The organism is Acidobacteriota bacterium (genome assembly GCA_026393755.1).
Lineage (GTDB): Bacteria > Acidobacteriota > Vicinamibacteria > Vicinamibacterales > JAKQTR01 > JBAXOX01.
In genome coordinates this window covers 1-18068 of sequence record JAPKZO010000008.1, presented here as the reverse complement: position 1 = coordinate 18068, position 18068 = coordinate 1, and the positions used below count along the sequence as shown (strand labels likewise).

At 65.8% G+C, this 18068-nt stretch carries 20 protein-coding genes; 19 read left to right on the top strand and 1 reads right to left on the bottom strand.

What is annotated here, in order from left to right; genetic code table 11:
• The first annotated feature begins 44 nt into the window (after positions 1–44).
• Positions 45–1250 (top strand): dehypoxanthine futalosine cyclase, encoded by a 1206-nt coding sequence (gene mqnC / locus NTV05_03980; protein MCX6543556.1) that lies wholly within the window; start codon positions 45–47, stop codon positions 1248–1250.
• A 22-nt stretch (positions 1251–1272) separates the two neighbouring features.
• Entirely contained in the window at positions 1273–1782 is a 510-nt protein-coding gene (locus tag NTV05_03975; GenBank protein ID MCX6543555.1) for an isoprenylcysteine carboxylmethyltransferase family protein, read from the top strand.
• Between the two features lie 63 nt (positions 1783–1845).
• On the opposite strand, the gene NTV05_03970 is transcribed toward NTV05_03975, so the two are convergent.
• Positions 1846–3699: a carbon starvation protein A gene (locus NTV05_03970; protein MCX6543554.1), complete on the bottom strand. Its 1854-nt coding sequence runs from the start codon at positions 3697–3699 to the stop codon at positions 1846–1848.
• Positions 3700–4234: 535 nt separating this feature from the next.
• Here NTV05_03970 and NTV05_03965 point away from each other — a divergent pair.
• The 17 genes from NTV05_03965 (at position 4235) to fabG (ending at position 18020) form a co-directional block, all read left to right on the top strand.
• Positions 4235–5215 (top strand): dienelactone hydrolase, encoded by a 981-nt coding sequence (locus NTV05_03965; GenBank protein ID MCX6543553.1) that lies wholly within the window; start codon positions 4235–4237, stop codon positions 5213–5215.
• A 201-nt stretch (positions 5216–5416) separates the two neighbouring features.
• Entirely contained in the window at positions 5417–5719 is a 303-nt protein-coding gene (locus NTV05_03960) for a hypothetical protein (protein MCX6543552.1), read from the top strand.
• 104 nt (positions 5720–5823) lie between these two features.
• Complete coding sequence (locus NTV05_03955; protein MCX6543551.1) at positions 5824–6210, top strand: DoxX family protein; 387 nt, start codon at positions 5824–5826, stop codon at positions 6208–6210.
• A gap of 77 nt (positions 6211–6287) precedes the next feature.
• On the top strand, positions 6288–7526 hold the full coding sequence (locus NTV05_03950) for an amidohydrolase family protein (GenBank protein ID MCX6543550.1): 1239 nt from the start codon (positions 6288–6290) through the stop codon (positions 7524–7526).
• Positions 7520–8374 carry a putative 4-hydroxybenzoate polyprenyltransferase gene (gene ubiA, locus NTV05_03945; protein MCX6543549.1) on the top strand — a complete coding sequence of 285 codons (855 nt, stop codon included), beginning with the start codon at positions 7520–7522 and terminating at the stop codon, positions 8372–8374. The genes NTV05_03950 and ubiA overlap by 7 nt, the downstream gene beginning before the upstream one ends.
• Complete coding sequence (locus tag NTV05_03940; protein MCX6543548.1) at positions 8364–8999, top strand: UbiX family flavin prenyltransferase; 636 nt, start codon at positions 8364–8366, stop codon at positions 8997–8999. Before ubiA ends, NTV05_03940 begins: the two co-directional genes overlap by 11 nt.
• Positions 8996–9730 (top strand): ubiquinone/menaquinone biosynthesis methyltransferase, encoded by a 735-nt coding sequence (locus tag NTV05_03935; GenBank protein ID MCX6543547.1) that lies wholly within the window; start codon positions 8996–8998, stop codon positions 9728–9730. Before NTV05_03940 ends, NTV05_03935 begins: the two co-directional genes overlap by 4 nt.
• A gap of 82 nt (positions 9731–9812) precedes the next feature.
• The gene (locus NTV05_03930; protein ID MCX6543546.1) at positions 9813–10760 is read left to right on the top strand and encodes a TonB family protein; all 948 of its coding nucleotides are present in this window, start codon (positions 9813–9815) and stop codon (positions 10758–10760) included.
• A gap of 91 nt (positions 10761–10851) precedes the next feature.
• Complete coding sequence (gene miaA, locus NTV05_03925; protein ID MCX6543545.1) at positions 10852–11856, top strand: tRNA (adenosine(37)-N6)-dimethylallyltransferase MiaA; 1005 nt, start codon at positions 10852–10854, stop codon at positions 11854–11856.
• Entirely contained in the window at positions 11849–12100 is a 252-nt protein-coding gene (locus NTV05_03920) for an RNA chaperone Hfq (protein MCX6543544.1), read from the top strand. Before miaA ends, NTV05_03920 begins: the two co-directional genes overlap by 8 nt.
• A gap of 44 nt (positions 12101–12144) precedes the next feature.
• On the top strand, positions 12145–13335 hold the full coding sequence (locus NTV05_03915) for a phosphopentomutase (GenBank protein MCX6543543.1): 1191 nt from the start codon (positions 12145–12147) through the stop codon (positions 13333–13335).
• 23 nt (positions 13336–13358) lie between these two features.
• Positions 13359–14426 carry a deoxyguanosinetriphosphate triphosphohydrolase gene (locus NTV05_03910; GenBank protein ID MCX6543542.1) on the top strand — a complete coding sequence of 356 codons (1068 nt, stop codon included), beginning with the start codon at positions 13359–13361 and terminating at the stop codon, positions 14424–14426.
• 64 nt (positions 14427–14490) lie between these two features.
• Positions 14491–15021: a DUF177 domain-containing protein gene (locus NTV05_03905; protein ID MCX6543541.1), complete on the top strand. Its 531-nt coding sequence runs from the start codon at positions 14491–14493 to the stop codon at positions 15019–15021.
• Positions 15022–15023: 2 nt separating this feature from the next.
• Positions 15024–15206, top strand: coding sequence for a 50S ribosomal protein L32 (gene rpmF, locus NTV05_03900; GenBank protein ID MCX6543540.1), 183 nt, complete (start codon positions 15024–15026; stop codon positions 15204–15206).
• 6 nt (positions 15207–15212) lie between these two features.
• Positions 15213–16217, top strand: coding sequence for a phosphate acyltransferase PlsX (gene plsX, locus NTV05_03895; protein MCX6543539.1), 1005 nt, complete (start codon positions 15213–15215; stop codon positions 16215–16217).
• Entirely contained in the window at positions 16214–17143 is a 930-nt protein-coding gene (gene fabD / locus NTV05_03890; GenBank protein MCX6543538.1) for an ACP S-malonyltransferase, read from the top strand. The genes plsX and fabD overlap by 4 nt, the downstream gene beginning before the upstream one ends.
• Positions 17144–17282: 139 nt before the next feature.
• The gene (gene fabG / locus NTV05_03885; GenBank protein ID MCX6543537.1) at positions 17283–18020 is read left to right on the top strand and encodes a 3-oxoacyl-ACP reductase FabG; all 738 of its coding nucleotides are present in this window, start codon (positions 17283–17285) and stop codon (positions 18018–18020) included.
• Positions 18021–18068 lie beyond the last annotated feature (48 nt).

Sequence of the window (18068 nt, the reverse complement as noted above, 5' to 3'; positions counted from 1 at the left end):
GGCCCGCAGGTGCCCGAAGCGCCACGGCACCGGGTTGAGGATCGATGTCCATCGAAGCGTTGGCAGAAAAGGCCCGGGCGGGCGCGAGGCTGAACGAGGCCGAGGCACTCGAGATGTATCTGTCCGCTCCCACGCCTCTGCTCGGCCAGCTCGCCGACCAGCAGCGCTGGAAGCGCCATCCCGATCGCGCTGTCACCTACATCATCGATCGCAACGTCAACTACACGAACGTCTGCGTCGCCCGCTGCTCGTTCTGTGCTTTCTACCGTCCCGTCGGATCGCCTGAGGGCTACGTGCTCGGCTTCGACGAGATCTTCGCGAAGATCGACGAGACGATCGCGCTTGGCGGCGGCCAACTGCTGCTACAAGGCGGCCACAATCCGGATCTGCCGCTTGAGTGGTACGAGGATCTGTTCCGGGCAGTGAAATCGCGGTATCCGGCGTTTCGCCTCCACGCGCTTTCGCCGCCTGAAGTGCTGCACCTCTCCCGGCTGGCGCAGACGACCGTGCCGGATGTGGTGAGGCGGTTGGTCGCGGCAGGCCTCGACAGTATTCCCGGGGGCGGCGCCGAGATCCTGGTCGATCGCGTCAGGAAGCTCCTGCACTGCTACAGCAAGGCGTCGGCCGACGAATGGATTGACGTCATGCGGCATGCGCATCGGGCCGGTCTGCGGACCACCGCCACGATGATGTACGGGTCGGTCGAGACGCCGGCCGAGCGAATCGAGCACATGGGCCGGCTGCGCGCGCTGCAGGACGAGACCGCCGGCTTCACGGCGTTCATCGCGTGGAGTTATCAGCCTGAGCACACGCTACTGCAGGGCGTTGAGGCGACCGCGGTCGAGTACCTGCGGACGCTGGCGACGGCGCGGCTGTTTCTCGACAACTTCCCGAATCTCCAGGCGTCGTGGGTGACCCAGGGCGCCAAGGTGGGGCAGTTGAGCCTGGCGTACGGCGCCAACGACATGGGCAGCGTCATGATCGAGGAGAACGTGGTGCGCGCCGCCGGCGCAGCCTATTGCATGGACGAGATCGAGATCGTCCGGAACATCGAGGACGCGGGCTTCGAGGCGAGGCGCCGCAACATGCACTACGACGTGCTTGGCGGTCCCGTCTTCCGCGAGCGCCAGGTGCCCCGCCTGCTCGAACTCGCGGTGGCGCGGGCGGATGGCCACAGATCGGTGCCTGCCGAACTGATCAACTATCCGGCCCGCAGCCGAGCTGAACGGGATCGGCGCACACGCACGTAGGCGCACAAGGAGGCATCGAACCATGTCGCCAGATCCGACAGCTGCCGATCGCAAGCCCTGGTGGAAAGGGGCTCGCGGGGAATGGCTGGTCGTCGCGCAGGTGATTCTGATTGGATTGGTATTCCTCGGCCCCCGCGCACTTCCTGGCCAGCCGCCGTGGCCGCTTCCATTGGGCCGTGTGTGCTCGGTCGTTGGCGGCGTGCTGATGCTCGCTGGCGGCGCTCTGGGTATTGCCGGGTTCGTCCGTCTGGGGCGCGGCCTGACCCCGTTGCCGTATCCGAAGGACGGGGCCGGCCTCGTCCAGACGGGCCCCTTCGCGCTGGTTCGCCATCCGATCTACGGCGGTGGTTTAGCGCTCGGCCTCGGGTGGTGGTTACACGTCCAGGGATGGCTCACCCTCGGATACGTCGTGGCCTTGTTTGTCCTTCTGGATGTGAAATCGCGTCGGGAAGAGGCGTGGCTGGCGGCGAAGTTTCCACGCTACGCGGCCTACCGGCAGCGCGTGCGCAAGCTGATTCCGTTCGTCTACTGAAAAGCCCAGGCGGCTGGTCCCCGGCGTCGCACCGCGATGCGCCCTCCGGCCCTGTCCGACGATCTACGCCCCGCCGAACGTCAGCGCCTCGACCGGGTTCCCATCCTTCACCGGCACCGCCTGGCCGTTCCGGGTGAACTCCCGCCGCACCAACACGCGCCAGGCGCGGCGTCCGGTCTCAACCAGCACAACGATGACGCAGCAGAGAATCACCGCGGTCAGCGTCACATTGACCCAGCCCAGCAGTTCCTTGCCGGGCACTCGAGACAGAGGCAGAAAGTTATCCATGATATTCAGCAGGCCCGCGTAGATCGTCGTGACCGCGACGAAGACCAGCGGCACCAGCGTGACCCAGACGTAGCGGACCTTGCCGGCATTGAGCAGGGCCGCGGTGGCGACGGCGAGCGCCACGGCCGCCAGCAGCTGGTTCGCGGTGCCAAACATCGGCCAGATGGTCGAGATGTTGCCGGTCCAGATGAAGTATCCCCACGCGAACACGACACATCCGGTCGCCAGCAGGTTGCCGGGAAGCCAGTCGGTGCGTTCCATCGGTTTCCACACGCGGCCGACGTACTCCTGCACCAGGAAACGCGCCACGCGCGTCCCGGCATCGATCGTCGTGAGGATAAAGAGGGCCTCGAACATGATCGCGAAGTGATACCAGTAGCCCATCAGGTGGGTCAGACCCGGGATCCCCGCGAAGATCTGCGCGAATCCAACGGCCAGCGAGACGGCCCCGCCCGGGCGTCCCGCCACCACTTCACCGACTCTCGACGACAGCACATCGAGATTCACCGGCGTCAATCCCATTGCCGCGAACTTGTCGGGGCTCACGTTGATGGCGAAGTAATCGGCCGGGTGCAAGGAGCAGGCGGCGATGAGGGCCACCACCGACACGATGCATTCCATCAGCATGGCGCCGTAGGCGACGGGCAGCGCGTCCCGTTCCGTATCGAGCATCTTCGGCGTCGTGCCCGAGGACACCAGCGCGTGAAAACCCGAAATGGCGCCGCACGCGATCGTGATGAACAGGAACGGGAACAGCTTCCCGGGAATGATCGGGCCGCCGCCGGCGTCGTACGACGTGAATGCCGGCATCTGCAGCGTGGGATGCACGATGAACACGCCGGCGATGAGCGCGGCAATCGTCCCGATCTTCAGGTAGGACGACAGATAGTCGCGCGGAACGAGCAACAGCCAGACGGGCAGCACGGAGGCAACGAACCCGTAAGCAGCCAGGGCGATGACGATGCCCTCGCGCGACAGAGTGAAGGCCGGCGCGAACCGCGACCCCGGGATCATGCCGCCGACGATGAGCGCGGCGAAGACACCGACCACGCCGATGACGCTGGCTTCGGCGATGTGCCCTTTCCGAAAGCGGTACATCCACAGGCCGACAAACATCGCCACCGGGATCGTCATCGAGATCGTGAACGTCCCCCAGGAGCTGTCCCGAAGGGCATTCACCACCGCGAACCCGAGGCCAGCCAGGGCGACGATGATGATGATCAGGATCGCCACCGAGCCGACCAGCCCGGCGAGTGGGCTCACCTCCGCGCGGGCAATCTCGGCGAGGGACTTGCCTCTCCGGCGGATCGAGGCGACCAGGATCGTCATGTCGTGGACACCGCCCGCGATAACCGCGCCCAGCAGCATCCAGAGGAACGTCGGGGCGTAGCCGTACTGTGCCGCCAGGACCGGGCCAATCAGCGGTCCCGCCCCCGAGATCGCCGCGAAGTGGTGACCGAACAGCACCCACTTGTTCGTGGGTTGATAGTTCTGACCGTCCTCCATGGTGTGCGCTGGGGTGGCGCGATCGCTGAGTACCAGCACCTTCGCCGCGAGGAACGCCCCGTAATACCGGTAAGCCAGCGCCGTGACGAGGATGGCGATCAGCATGAGGGGCACCGAATTCATGGGTCAATCCTTCCGGCGGTTCGCGTCCGTTGAGGCGCAACCGGCGCTCGATGTGTCGTTACGGCCGACAGGCGCCGACAATTCAACTGCTACTTGTGTCATCCTAGCGCGACTTACCAGCGGATGGAACCCCGCCGGACCCAGCCCGTCGGAGGGGCAATCCCGCGGCGAACCCCCTGACGCACGCCCGGAGGAACATGATGAGCCCTGAAATGAGACAGAACCCGCGACGGTCCGCATCCCGATCTGGTCGGGCGCGATGGCTGACATCCGTAGCCAGCGTTAGCATCGCGCTGTGCATCGGGCCATCGGCCGCTGAAACGCCGCGGCAGCGAGCTGTCCAGGATCCGCGTCTGCCGAGCGAGACACCTCAGAAGTTCGAGCCCGTCACCAGCAGCTTCGACCATGTCGGGCGCGACGTCATGATCCCGATGCGGGACGATTGGCCGCGAACACTGGACGATCTGGTGTAGGTTCAAGATGGTTGCATGAGCTTGGCCGTGGCATCTTCTTGCGCCGCGGGGGAGGGTGCGCCATGAGGGGCTGGGTCGCGACAGCACTGTGTGTGGTGGCGTCGGCTGGCGCAGGCCCCGCCGGGATGGGCGTGGGTTACGACCCTCTGCTGGTCGAGAAGGGCACACCCGAACAGAGAGAACTGGTCGTCAGCGATGCGCAGCGCTCGCGCGAGATTCCGATCCGCGTCTACCTGCCGAGCGGCCGGAGGCCCGCAGCGGTGGTGCTCTTCAGTCACGGTCTTGGCGGAAACCGGGCAGGTTCGGAGTACTTGGGCAATCACTGGGCGTTGAGGGGCTATGTCGCCGTGTTCTTGCAGCATCCGGGAAGTGACAATGGCGTGTGGAAGGACACGCCGCCCGCTCAGCGGATGGCGGCGATGAGGCAGGCGGCCGATCTGGAGAACTTCGAGCGTCGGGTCAGAGATGTGTCAGCGGTACTCGATCAGCTCGAACGGTGGAACTCCGCGGCGTCGCACGTCCTGGCAGGGCGGCTGGACCTGAAACGAATCGGGATGTCGGGCCATTCCTTTGGCGCGGTGACCACCCAGGCGGTGAGCGGCCAGTTCTTTCCGATAGGGAGGGGCTTCACCGATCCTCGAATCAGAGCGGCCGTCGTGATGAGCCCGAGCGGGCCCCGGCGAGGTGATCCGAAGCAGTCATTTGGTCGCGTCGCCATTCCGTGGATGCTGCTCACTGGGACCTTGGACACCGCGATCATTGGAGACGCCGACCTGCCATCGCGTCTCAGCGTGTTCCCGGCGTTGCCGCCGCGTGGGAAGTACGAACTGGTGCTGAACAAGGCGGAACACTCCGCGTTCACCGATCGGGCGCTTCCCGGTGACGCAGAGAAGCGCAATCCAAACCATCATCGCGCGATTCTGGCCGTGACGACCGCTTTCTGGGATGCGTATCTTTGCGCCGATCCGGAGGCGAAGAAGTGGCTCGACGGCGACCGAGTGCGGAGCGTGCTGGAGAAGGATGACAGGTGGCAAAAGAAGTGAACATGTAGACTATTCAGGCGGCACGCGAATCAAGATGGAGGGATGTCTATGAATGGGTTGAACTCTGGGTCAGTATTGCGCTGCTGGGTTTGTGGAGCTGCCTGGGGGTCATCTACCGCAATAGCCGGAAGGCGTCAAAGCAGATGGACGACATTGTCAGGCTGCTGACAGAAATTGCCGCGAAGAAGTCGGAGCGTCACGATGCAGAAGGTGCTGCCGGTGCTTGCGCTCGTGTCCGGCGCGCTCATCACTTACGTGGACAGCCGGCCAGGCTGGGACGACGCCGGCGTCACCGCGTTCGCGATTCTCGCCGTCTGCGCGATACTCGGGTTGATCGGGCCGAAACGCCCATGGCTCTGGGCTCTCGCCGTGGGCCTGTGGATTCCCCTGCTGGGGATTGTCATGACGCACAATTACGGCTCGGTGCTCGCCCTGCTGATCGCCTTCGCCGGAGCGTACGGCGGCATGGCGGTTCGGAAAGGCATCGCGCCAGCCCGGATCTGAACACCGGGATTCGGTCGTCGACGTCGTACCGGGCAAGTGCAGCGCCGAACACCGTCGTCGTTCCCGCTGCCGAAGTCGGACCAACCAGACGGAGGAATACAACGATGAAGATCCTCGAGAAGTACGGCGACCATGCGTACGCGCTGCTCCGAATTGTCGCGGGATTCATGTTCTCGTTCCACGGCGCTCAGAAGATCCTGGGCGTACTGTCTCAGTTCCAGCCGCCGGTTGGGTCTCAGCTCTGGTTCGGCGGGGCCATCGAACTGGTGGGAGGCCTTGCGGTGCTGCTGGGTTTCGGGACGCGCGCCGCGGCCATTCTCTGCAGCGGCGAGATGGCCGTCGCGTACTTCCAGTTCCACTGGAAATTCCAGATGGGTTCCGCGTTCTTCCCGGGCGTCAATCAGGGCGAACTGGCCGTTCTCTACTGCTTCGTATTCCTCCTGATCGGCTGCCGAGGCGCAGGCAAATGGGGCATCGATAAGAAAGACTGAGCGGGCACGGCATGCCGTGCCCCTACGGATTTCCACCGTCTACCGCCTACTGACTACTGACTGGTGCTCGCTCACGTATGCCCACCTATCACGCATCGTGGATCGTTCCGATAGCGGGTCCGCCGATTCGCAACGGATGGGTTCGCACCAGCGGCGGACGCGTCGTGGCGCTCGGTGATGCCGCCGACCGCGCCTGGTCGTCAGGCGCCGGGCACGAAGACGTGGAACTGGGCGATGTGGCGGTGATGCCGGCGCTGGTCAACGCGCATACGCACCTGGAATTGTCGTGGCTGCGCGGGCGCGTGCCGCCCGGGCACAACTTCATCGACTGGGTGATGGCGCAGATGAAGCTGCGTCTGTCCCCGTTCCAGGCCGCCAGCCAGGCAACGGTTCGAACAAGCATCAGGAACGCCCTGGCCGAGATGCGGGCGTCCGGCACCGGCGTTGTCGGCGATGTCAGCAACGAGCTTCTGGAACTCGACCTGCTGGCGTCGAGCGGCCTGGTTGGTGTCGTCTTCCACGAGATTCTCAAGTTCAACGCCTCGGATCCGGCGGCATTTGTCGCGAAGGCGCAGTCGAGGATCGAGGCAGTGCCCGAGATTCCGGGGTGGAGGCTCGCCCTGGCGCCTCACGCGCCCTACTCGGTGGCGCCCGGCATCTTCGAGGCCATCCGCGACACCCGACTGCCGGAGCGCACTATCCCAACCTCCGTCCACGTCGGTGAATCGCCCGAGGAGATGGACCTGCTGCTCACAGGCGGCGGACGATGGCGCGACGTGATCCGGTCGATAGGCGCCTGGAATCGGAGCTGGGTCGTACCGCAGTGTGGCCCGATCACCTTTCTCGATCGGATGACGTTCTGGGATGCCGGGACCCTCGCCGTACACGGCGTGCAACTGAATGACACCGAGCTCGATCTGCTCGCGGCTCGCGGGGCGACCCTGGTCACCTGCCCGCGCAGCAACGTCCACGTCGGCGTCGGCGCGCCGCCGGTGGCCCGTTTCTTCAAGTCGGGCGTACGGATCGCCCTTGGCACCGACAGCCTCGCGAGCGTACTGGACCTGAACCTGTTTGCGGAACTGGCCGAACTGCACGGCCTGGCGCCAGATGTGCCGTCATCAGACCTGCTCGCGTGTGCAACGACCAACGGCGCCGTCGCGCTCGGCCTCGGAGGTGAACACGGGACGATCGAGGCCGGGAAACGGGCCGCGCTTGTCGCCGTGAAGATTCCTGCCGGCACGGCGGATGTGGAACAATGCCTGGTGTCGGGAATCACCCCCGACCTCGTGCAGTGGATCGAGTCGCCGTCGTGCTGAATCAGCTGCTGACCTACGCTTCGTTCGTGCGCATCGGCCACTCGGTCTTCGCGTTGCCGTTTGCGCTGACCGGAATGATGCTGGCGTCGCGCCGGGTGCCTCTGACGGCCGGACGCGTCATCTGGATCGTCGTGGCGATGATCACCGCGCGCAGTGCCGCGATGGGATTCAACCGGCTCGTCGACGCCCGGTTCGATGCGCTCAATCCCCGCACGGCCGGTCGCGAACTGCCCGCCGGCCGCATGAGCGTTCGTGAGGCGGTGCTGTTCGTGATGGTCTCATCGGCGGCGTTCGTGCTGGCGGCCGCCGCGCTCAACCCCGTCTGTCTGGCGCTCTCGCCGGTGGCGCTCGCGATCGTCTTCTGGTACTCGCTGGCCAAGCGGTTCACCTGGTCGACGCAGGCATTTCTGGGTCTCGCAATGGCCGTGGCGCCGGTTGGCGGATGGCTGGCAGCAGGCGGGCGCGAGGGATGGGAGCCGTGGCTGCTGGCGCTGGCGATCGGCACGTGGGTGAGCGGATTCGACGTGTTGTACGCCTGTCAGGATCTCGACTTCGACCGCGCACGCGGGCTGAAGTCGATTCCACAGCGTTTTGGCGTGGCCGTGTCGTTGGGGATTTCGCGAGGCCTTCACGTCGCGACCATCGTCTGCCTGGCTGCGTTGGGGCTGGTCGTGCCGTTGGGAGGCATCTATCTGGGCGGCGTGGCCGGTGTGGCGGTGCTGCTGGCGTACGAGCAGTCGCTCGTCTCGGTCCGCGATCTCACCCGTGTCAAGTTCGCGTTCGACCTGAACGGGTATGTCGGCATCCTGTACTTCATCACTACGGCCGCGGCCATTTATGTCCACTGACACGCTGATCCGTCCTCGGAGTTTTGTGGTTGCCATCACCGGGGCCAGCGGCGCTCTGTATGCCGCCAGGACCGCTGCGGCGCTGCTGGAGCAAGGCTGCCACCTCGATCTGGTCGTGACGGATTTCGGTCGTCGTCTGCTGCGCGACGAGCTCGACACCGAGGCGTCCGGCGACGCGCTGATGGAGTATCTTCAGACCAAGTATGGAGACGGCGTGTTGCGAGGGCACTACGCTCTGCACAGCAACCGGGACCTCGGTGCGTCTATCGCGAGCGGCAGCCGATCTGCCGACGGCATGGTGATCGTGCCGTGTTCGATGAAGACCATGGCCGGGGTCGCGAACGGGCTGTCGCGCACGCTGGTCGAGCGCGCCGCCGACGTGATGCTCAAGGAGCGGAAACCCCTGGTGATCGTGCCCCGCGAAACACCGATGAGCCTGCCGCAGCTGCGCAACATGGTGCTCTGCGCGGAGGCCGGCGTGATTGTGGTTCCCGCGATGCCCGCCTTCTATCAGGTGCCGAAGTCGCTCGATGATCTGGCCGACTTCATGGCCGGCAAGATCCTGTCGGTGCTTGGCGTGGAACACCACCTCTATCCCGCGTGGTCCGGCCAGGTCGAGCGGTGACGCCAGACGCCGCTGAACTCGGACGCGACAAGGCGCCCGCCCGCATCGGCGGGATGTTTGATGCGATTGCCCATCGCTACGATCTGCTGAACCGCGTCCTCAGCGGCGGCCTGGATGCGTGGTGGCGGCGGAAGGCGATTGCCGCCCTGGGTCTCGGCGGCGGCGAGACGGTGCTCGACTTGTGTTGCGGCACCGCTGATTTGGCGATTGCGGCGACGAGGGGACGCCGGGGCGCCAGACGGGTGGTCGGCGTCGACCTCTCGCGCGGCATGCTGCGGTACGGCGCGCGGAAACTCGTCCGGCGGGGCCTCGCCGATGCCGTCTGGCTCACGCAGGGCGACGCGATGCGGATCCCGGTGCGGTCCGGGAGCGTCGATGCGGCAGCGGTCGCCTTCGGCATTCGAAACGTGGAGGCACCGGACGTCGTATTTCAAGACGTGCTGCGCGTCCTGCGCCCGGGAGGGCGGTTCGCCGTGCTCGAGTTTGGCCTGCCGCCGACCCCGGGCATTCGACAGTTGTACCTGGCGTACTTTCGCCACGTACTGCCGCGGATCGGTCGATTGCTGTCCGGCCACACGTCGGCGTATCGCTACCTGCCGGCTTCGGTCAGCACGTTTCCCGAGCCGGGTGCGCTCGTTGCGACGTTGAAGGCGCAAGGATTTATTGACGTGCGCGCCGTCCAGTTGACCCTGGGCGTCGTCTATCTCTACAGCGCCTCAAAACGTTCGTGATGCCCCGGGATGGTTGTCCCGCCTCAATGGGCCGCAGGGCAGACGCTCCAAGCTCGGATGCTATAATCAATGTAAGTCACTGATGTACTTCAACTTCGACGATCAACACACCGATGTTTCCGGCATGGACCGCGCCATGTCGTGGCGGGAGGGCGTGCTGCTGTCGCTCGTCGTGCACCTGGCGGTGACCATCCTCGTCATCCTGGCTCCCCAGTTGTTTCCGGTCGGAAAGCCGGATGCGAGCGAAGTCGAGCAGCGAATGGCGATGATGCGGCAGCGTGAGAACGAGGCCCGGCGATTCGTCTTCGTCCAGCCGCGTGCCGAGTTCGATGCCAAGCAGAAGCCGAAGGGGTCTGACTTGTCAGACCGTGACCGCTCGACGCAGTCACCGGAACGGATGCCAAGTCCGATGAACCTGCAGCCGTTCTCGCGGGGGAATACGCCCGAGCGCATCGACCAGCCTGCGCCGCCGCCACAGATGCGGTCGCCGCAGGACGCGGCCAGCCCCGGGCAACCGGCGCCGGGACCTCCGGGACCGAGAGTGCAGGAAGATTCGGTATTGCGTGGCCTCACGGGTCCGGCGCCGCTGCCGCGGGCAGGTGCCGGGGGCGTGTCGGGGGACCGGCTGGGTGAGGCGATCCGCAACGTCCAGCGGTATGCGCCGCCGCAGATCTTCGACAATTCGCAGGGCGGGGGCCAGTTCGGATCGGCGATTCAGTTTGATACGAAGGGTGTCGAGTTCGGGCCGTGGGTCAGGCGCTTCATCGCGCAGATCAAGCGGAACTGGTTCATCCCGTACGCCGCGATGGCGCTGAAGGGGCATGTTGTTGTCACCTTCGTCGTGCACAAGGACGGCAGCATCACGGAACTGGGAGTGGCTGGCCCCTCGTCAGTTGACGCGTTCAACAACTCGTCGTTCAACGCCGTTGCCTCGTCGAATCCGACGCAGCCGTTGCCGCCCGAGTACCCCGACGAGAAGGCCCGGTTCACCGTCACGTTCTACTACAACGAACCCCCGCCAGATCGATAATGGCGCTGCCGAATCGCATCCAACAGTTCGGGTGGTTCGTGTTGCTGTCCCTCCTGGCGGCGTGGGTCGTCGTTCGTGGACTCGGCGGCCGATGAACCACGGAGACCCCGGAATCGATCGCACCGTGGTCGCCATTCTGGGACCGACCGCCAGCGGCAAGAGCGCGCTCGGACTCGCACTGGCGAAGCGGTTTGGCGGCGAGATCATCAGCTGCGATTCCACGGCCGTGTACAAAGGCTTCGACATCGGAACCGACAAGGTGCCGATCGTCCAGCAGGACGGTGTGCCGCACTACTTGGTCGATCTGGTCGAACCCTCCTGTGAGTACACCGCCGCAGACTACGCCCGTGACGCGATGCGGGCCATCCTCGACATCCGGAAGCGGGGCCGCCTTCCGATCCTGGTCGGAGGAACCGGCTTCTACTACCGGGCGCTGGTGCGCGGGCTGTTTCCGGGGCCTGCGCGGGACCCCGCGATCCGCGGCCGGCTCGAGCGGATTGCGGCGCAGCGCGGCGTGGAGCGTCTCCATCGCTGGCTGGCGCGCGTCGATCCGCCATCCGCCGTCCGGATTCAGTCGCGCGACCTGGTCCGTATCGTGCGCGCCCTCGAGGTGTACCTGAAGAGCGGCACGCCGCTGACACAGCACTTCGCCGATACGCGCGCGCCGCTCGACGGCTGGACGGTGATTGGCCTCGTGGTTGCGCCGCCGTGGACCGAGATCACGGATCGGATTGCGCGGCGCGTCGATGTCCAGTTTGCGCGCGGCATTGTCGACGAAGTGCGGCAGGCGTTAGCGATCGGGGTGCCGGCGACATCGCGGCCGTTCACCGGATACGTCTATCGGCGTGTGCTGGAGCACGTCCGCGGCGAGCGCGACGAGGCGGCGACACGCGAGCTCATCGTCCGCGAGAACCGTCACTACGCGCGGCGGCAGTTGATCTGGTTCCGCAAAGAGCCTAATCTAGTCTGGATTCACAGGGCTGGTGAACGAGACGACGCGATCGACGAAGCCGGGCGCATGATTGGTGCGCGGCTCGGCCTGATGTCGGTCACCGGTCCGCTTGCGGAGACTGCCACCGATGGCCCAGATGTCTGACACGAGAGCGCCGGCGGCCCCTGATGTCCAGGACGGCTTCCTCAACATCGCGCGGCGCAGCCGCGCCACGGTGCGGTTTCTTCTGATGGACGGCACCGACTTCGAGGCTCGCGTCACCAACTTTGATCGATTCGCCGTGCTGGTCGAACAGGACGGCATCGACAGCATGGTCTTCAAGCACGCCATCGCGTCGATCCGCGCGCCGCGCGCCACGGGCGCACCGAACCTTCCGGAGCAGGGCTGATCGTCGTCGCCTCCCCGGGCACGCCAGTCATATCGGACGGACTCATGCCGCTCCAGCCGTTCCGCCGCGTCTTCGTCATCGTCATCGACAGCGTCGGGGTCGGCGAGTTGCCGGATGCCGCCGCGTACGGCGACGCGGGCAGCAATACGCTGGGGCACATCGCGGAGCGCCATCTGCTCCGCATCCCGCATCTCAACGCCCTCGGCATCTCGCGCATTCTGCCGCTGGCCGGCCAGATCCCGCCCGCCTCGCCCGCGGCCGCCTACGGCCGAATGGCCGAGCGGTCGCCCGGCAAGGATTCGGTGACCGGGCACTGGGAGATGATGGGGCTCGTGCTCGAGCACGCGTTCCCCACGTTTCCGCACGGCTTCCCGCTCGACGCGATCCGTGAGTATGAGCGCCGCATCGGCCGCACGATTCTCGGCAACACCGTCGCGTCAGGGACGCAGATCATCGACGATCTCGGGCGCGAGCATATCCGGACGGGTCAACCGATTGTGTACACGTCCGCCGACAGCGTCTTTCAGATTGCGGCACACGAGGACGTGATCCCGGTGCCGGAGCTGTACCGAATCTGCGAGATCGCCTACGAGATGTTCGGTCTGGGCATGGGTGTCGGCCGGGTGATTGCCAGGCCGTTCGTTGGCCAGCCAGGCCACTTCACGCGAACCTCGAACCGGCACGACTATGCATTGGCGCCGTTCGAGCCGACGCTGCTCGATCGGCTGACGGCGAAGGGCGTGCCCGTGATCGCGATCGGCAAGATCCGTGACCTGTTTGCCGGGCACGGAATTGCGGAGGCCGTTCATACGACGTCGGATTCGGACGGGATGGATGCCGTCGATCGCGCAATCGCGTCGGCGCCCGATGGCCTGATCTTCGCCAACCTCGTCGACTTCGACACCCAGTACGGCCACCGCAATGACGTGGCAGGGTACGCGGCGAATCTCGAGCGGTTCGACCTGCGCCTGGGTTCGTTGCTTCCATGCTTGCGGGTTGATGACCTCCTGGTGATCACGGCAGACCACGGCAACGATCCCACCACGAGTTCGACCGACCACGCGCGTGAGTACGTGCCGCTGCTGATGTACGGGGCGCGCGCGGTCGCCGGCGTCGACCTCGGCACCCGCGATACCTTTGCCGACCTCGGCCAGACGCTGGCCGACCTGTTTGGCGTCGGGCCGCTGCGACATGGCCGGAGCGTTCTCCGGAAGATCGTCAGGCAGGGCACGTAGGAGACCAGGAGAGGAGACCGCTTGTGCCGACGATCCGCGAAGTTCTCGAGCAACGCGAAGAGCGCATGCTGGCGCCGCAGGCGGCCCGGAGCGCGGCCAGCCGGGGCCGGCTGTGGCCTGAGCCTGAAGACGACATCCGTCCGGCGTTCCAGCGCGATCGTGATCGCATCGTGCACTGCAAGGCGTTCCGCCGGCTCAAGCACAAGACCCAGGTCTTTTTCGCTCCGACCGGCGATCATTACCGGACCCGGCTGACGCATACGCTTGAGGTCTCGCAGATTGCGCGGACCATCAGTAAGGCGCTGGCCCTCCAGGAAGAACTGACCGAGGCCATCGCGCTCGGGCACGACCTGGGCCACACGCCCTTCGGCCACCAGGGAGAGCGCGTGCTCGCCGACCTGGTGCCTGGCGGGTTCGAGCACGATCATCAGAGTCTGCGCATCGTTGACGTGCTCGAACGGAATGGTGCCGGGTTGAATCTGACCATCGAGGTTCGAGACGGTATCTCCAAGCACTCGAAGGGCAAGCGCGGAGCGCCGATTGGCCCGGACGTGCCTGATGCGGCATTGACGCTCGAGGGGCAGATCACGCGCCTCTCGGATCTGATCGCGTACGTCAATCACGACATTGACGATGCCGTTCGGGCAGGCATTCTCGATATTGGTTCGCTTCCGGCCGGGCCGACGAAGGTATTGGGCCTGACGCACTCGGGGCGAATCGGGCGGATGGTCGCCGACGTGGTGAACGCGACGCTCGAAGGCGGCCTGTCAGAGATCCGGATGACCGAGCCGGTGCTTCAGGCGATGCTTGAGCTCCGGAGTTTCCTGTATGCCACGGTGTACGAGAATCAGCTGTCAACTGCCGAATTCAAGAAGGCGGCCGGCATTCTGGGCGGGTTGTGGGAGAAGGTCCGAGAGCAGCCGGAGCGGTTCCTCGACGGCCCGACGCTCGAGCGCGACGGCCTCGACGTGGCGGCGAGCGATTTCCTGGCCGGCATGACCGATCGGTACGCCGTCGCCCTGTTTGAGCATCTTTTCATACCCAAACCCTGGGTCGCGCTGTCGGGCCGCTGGGACGACCGGCTGGAATAGGCTGACTCGGCTTTCGGCCCATGGTATAGTTGAAAATCTGTGCATGTGCCGGAAGTCGCGACAGATGAGTGACTTGCTGCTGGATGTCAGCCAGATGCGCGACGCGCATGTTCGCGTCGAGCGGACGATAGCCGCCGATGCGCTGGCCAACGACGCGGGTCTGTTCGGCGTCAGCGGGCCGGTGAGCCTGACTGTGGCGATCCAGAAGGATCGCCAGCAGTTCCGGCTGACAGGCAGGATACAGGCGACGCTCGAACTCGAGTGCAGCCGGTGCCTGGTCGGTTTCGAAATGCCGGTTGACGAGGCCTTCGACGTGCTCTACCTGCCCCATTCCGAGGCCAAGGGAGATGGGGAGGTGGAGATCGAGGACGACGATCTGTCAACCGCGTATTTCAGTGACCAGCGTATCGACCTCGGCCAGCTGGTGATGGAGCAGTTCTTCATGGTGGTCCCGATGAAGCCGCTCTGCGCCGCGACCTGCCGGGGTTTGTGCGCGATGTGCGGCGCGAACCTGAACAGCGGTTCGTGCTCGTGTGCGGTGCGGTGGGAGGACCCGCGGTTGGCGGTGCTCCGGGAGATGAAGAAGGAAACCTAGTCATGCCGAATCCAAAACGACGACATTCCAAGCAGCGGACCGCCAAGCGGCGCACGCACGACGCGCTCAAGCCCGCCTCGCTCGGCCAGTGTCCGCAGTGCCACGAAGCCAAGGCCCCTCATCAGATCTGCCTCCACTGCGGGTACTATCGCGGGCGGCAGGTTCGCGAGGTCGAAGAGACCTAGCCAGACATGCGGGTAGCCGTTGACGCCATGGGGGGCGACCGGGCCCCCCGCGTGGTCGTGGAGGGGGCAGCGGCCGCTGTCCGGGCGACCGGAGTGGGCGTGACGCTGGTTGGTCCTCCGGAGTTGCTGCGCGAAGAACTGGATCGGCTGCCAGACTCCGCGGCGCTCGACATCACTATTGCGCCTGCGGCCGACGTGGTCGGCATGGGTGAGACGCCCGCCCGCACGCTCAGGCGCAAACCTCAGGCGTCAATCAAGGTCGCTGCCGAATTGGTGGCCAACGGTGAGGCCGACGCGCTCTTCAGCGCGGGCAATACTGGCGCGACCGTGCTTGCCGCTTACACCGCGCTGGGACTGCTTGAGGGCGCCGAACGGCCGGCCCTGGCCGCCGCGGTGCCGACGCAGTCTGGAACGGCCGTCCTGCTCGACGTCGGAGCCAACGCGAACTGCCGGCCGCGTCACCTGCTGACCTTCGGCATCATGGGCGCTGTGTTCGCCCGCGTCGGCCTGGGTACGGGAGAACCGCGAGTCGGGCTGCTGTCGATTGGCGAGGAAGAGACCAAGGGCAATGCGCTCACGCGTGAGGGGCACGCCCTGCTGAAGGCCAGCCGCCTCCAGTTCATCGGGAATGTCGAGGCGCGAGACGTATACTCCGGGGCGGCCGACGTCGTCGTCTGTGACGGCTTCACGGGCAACGTCGTGATCAAGGTGAGCGAAGGCGTGGTTGAGATGATCGACGCGGTCTGGCAGCATGGCGCGTTTCTCGAGCGCGGAACACCGGGGCAATCGGCCGCGGTCGAGGCGTTCGAGCGGTTCAGGACGCGCGTCGACTACTCAGAGTACGGGGGCGCGCCGCTGCTGGGCGTCGCTGGCGTGTGCATCGTCGGGCACGGCCGATCGTCGGAGAAGGCCGTGCGGAATGCGATTGTCATGGCGCATCGGTTCGCCACCGACGGCCTGGTGCCGCGGATCCGGCAGGAGTTGTCGATGCTGCGGGGGATGGCGTTGTGATTGCGTTCTTGTTTCCGGGACAGGGGTCGCAGAGAGTCGGGATGGGGCGTGCGTTCGCCGACGCGTACCCCGTGTGCCGCGACGCGATGGCGGAAGCCGACGAGGCGCTGGGCGAGGATCTGAGCGGGCTGTGCTACAACGGGCCCGAAGACAAACTGGTCCTCACCGAGAATACGCAACCTGCGATCCTCGCCGTGAGCGTGGCGCTCGCTCGCCTGGTCGTGTCGAAGGGCGTGCGGCCTGCGTTTGTCGCCGGCCATAGCCTGGGAGAGTACTCCGCACATGTGACGGCTGGCACGATCACGTTTGGTGACGCGCTGAGAGCCGTGAGGCGGCGGGGTCGGTACATGCAGGAGGCCGTTCCGGTCGGGCAGGGGGCCATGGCGGCGATTCTGGGTCTCGATGCGGATCAGGTTGCCGCCGCGTGTGCCGAAGCGGCGCAGGGCGACGTGGTGAGCACGGCGAATCTGAACGCGCCCGGGCAGATCGTCATCGCCGGGTCGAAGGAGGCCGTCGCGCGGGCGATTGTGCAGGCGAAAGCGCGAGGGGCCCGGCGGGCGATTCCGCTGCCCGTGAGCGCCCCGTTCCATTGCGCGCTCATGAAGCCGGCCGAAGCCCGGCTGGCGCCGGAACTGCGCGCCCTGGCGGCATCCGATCCGGTCGTGCCGGTCGTGGCTGACGTCGATGCCGAACCGAAGCGTGATGCCCGGTCGGCCATCGAGGCGCTGGTGACGCAGGTGTCGTCGCCGGTCCGTTGGGAAGAGGTAATGCAACGGCTTGCATCCGAAGGCATCCGCAAGTATCTTGAAGTGGGACCCGGAACGGTGCTGACTGGGCTTGGACGTAAGATTATCAAGGACGGGATCTTCCTGACGCTCGAGGCTCCGGCGGACCTCGACGTGGTCGTGGCCGATTTGTTGTCGTAGACCCTGAGCGAACGAAAGTGGACGGCGCGACGAGTGAGTCGAAGGGCTGTCAGTCCCGAGCGAACGAGCGTGGCACGGGAGGCGAGTGAGTCGAAGGATCGTGAATGCAGGTGAATTGCAGGAGAGTCGGACGGGAACGATGGTGGATTTGACCGGAAAAATCGCGGTCGTGACTGGCGGGGCCAGAGGAATCGGCCAGACGATTGCGGCCGTGCTGGCTGGATGCGGGGCTCATGTCGTCGCGGCCGACGTGATGGCGGCCGGCGCATCCGGGGCAGCGGCCACCGGTGGCGCGGGCGCCGTTGAGACGGCCGTCATGGATGTGACCGACGCCGCCGGGGTCGAGGCGACGATCGCGGATGTCATGGCCCGCCACGGGCGCGTCGACATCCTGGTGAACAACGCCGGCATCACACGCGACCAGTTGCTGATGCGCATGAAGCGGGACGACTGGGACCGCGTGCTCAACGTGAACCTGACGGGCGCCTTCATCTGTTCGCAAGCGGTGCTGCGGCCCATGATGAAACAACGCGCCGGCCGGATCATCAGCATCAGTTCGGTGGTCGGCCAGATGGGCAACGCCGGACAGTCGAACTACGCGGCGTCGAAGGCCGGGCTGATTGGATTCAGCAAGGCGCTCGCCCGCGAAGTGGCGTCGCGCAACATCACCGTCAACGTGGTGGCGCCGGGCCTCATCGACACCGAGATGACGCGCGCCCTGCCGCCCGAGACGCAGAACGAGTGGCTGGGCAAGGTGCCGCTCGGGCGCTTCGGCAGTCCGGAAGATATCGCGTCGGCCGTCTGTTTCCTGGCCTCGAACGAGGCTTCGTACATCACGGGGCAGGTCCTTGCCGTCAACGGCGGGATGTATACGTAGGAGGATGCATGTCTGCGGTTGCTGACAAGGTCAAGAAGATCATTGTGG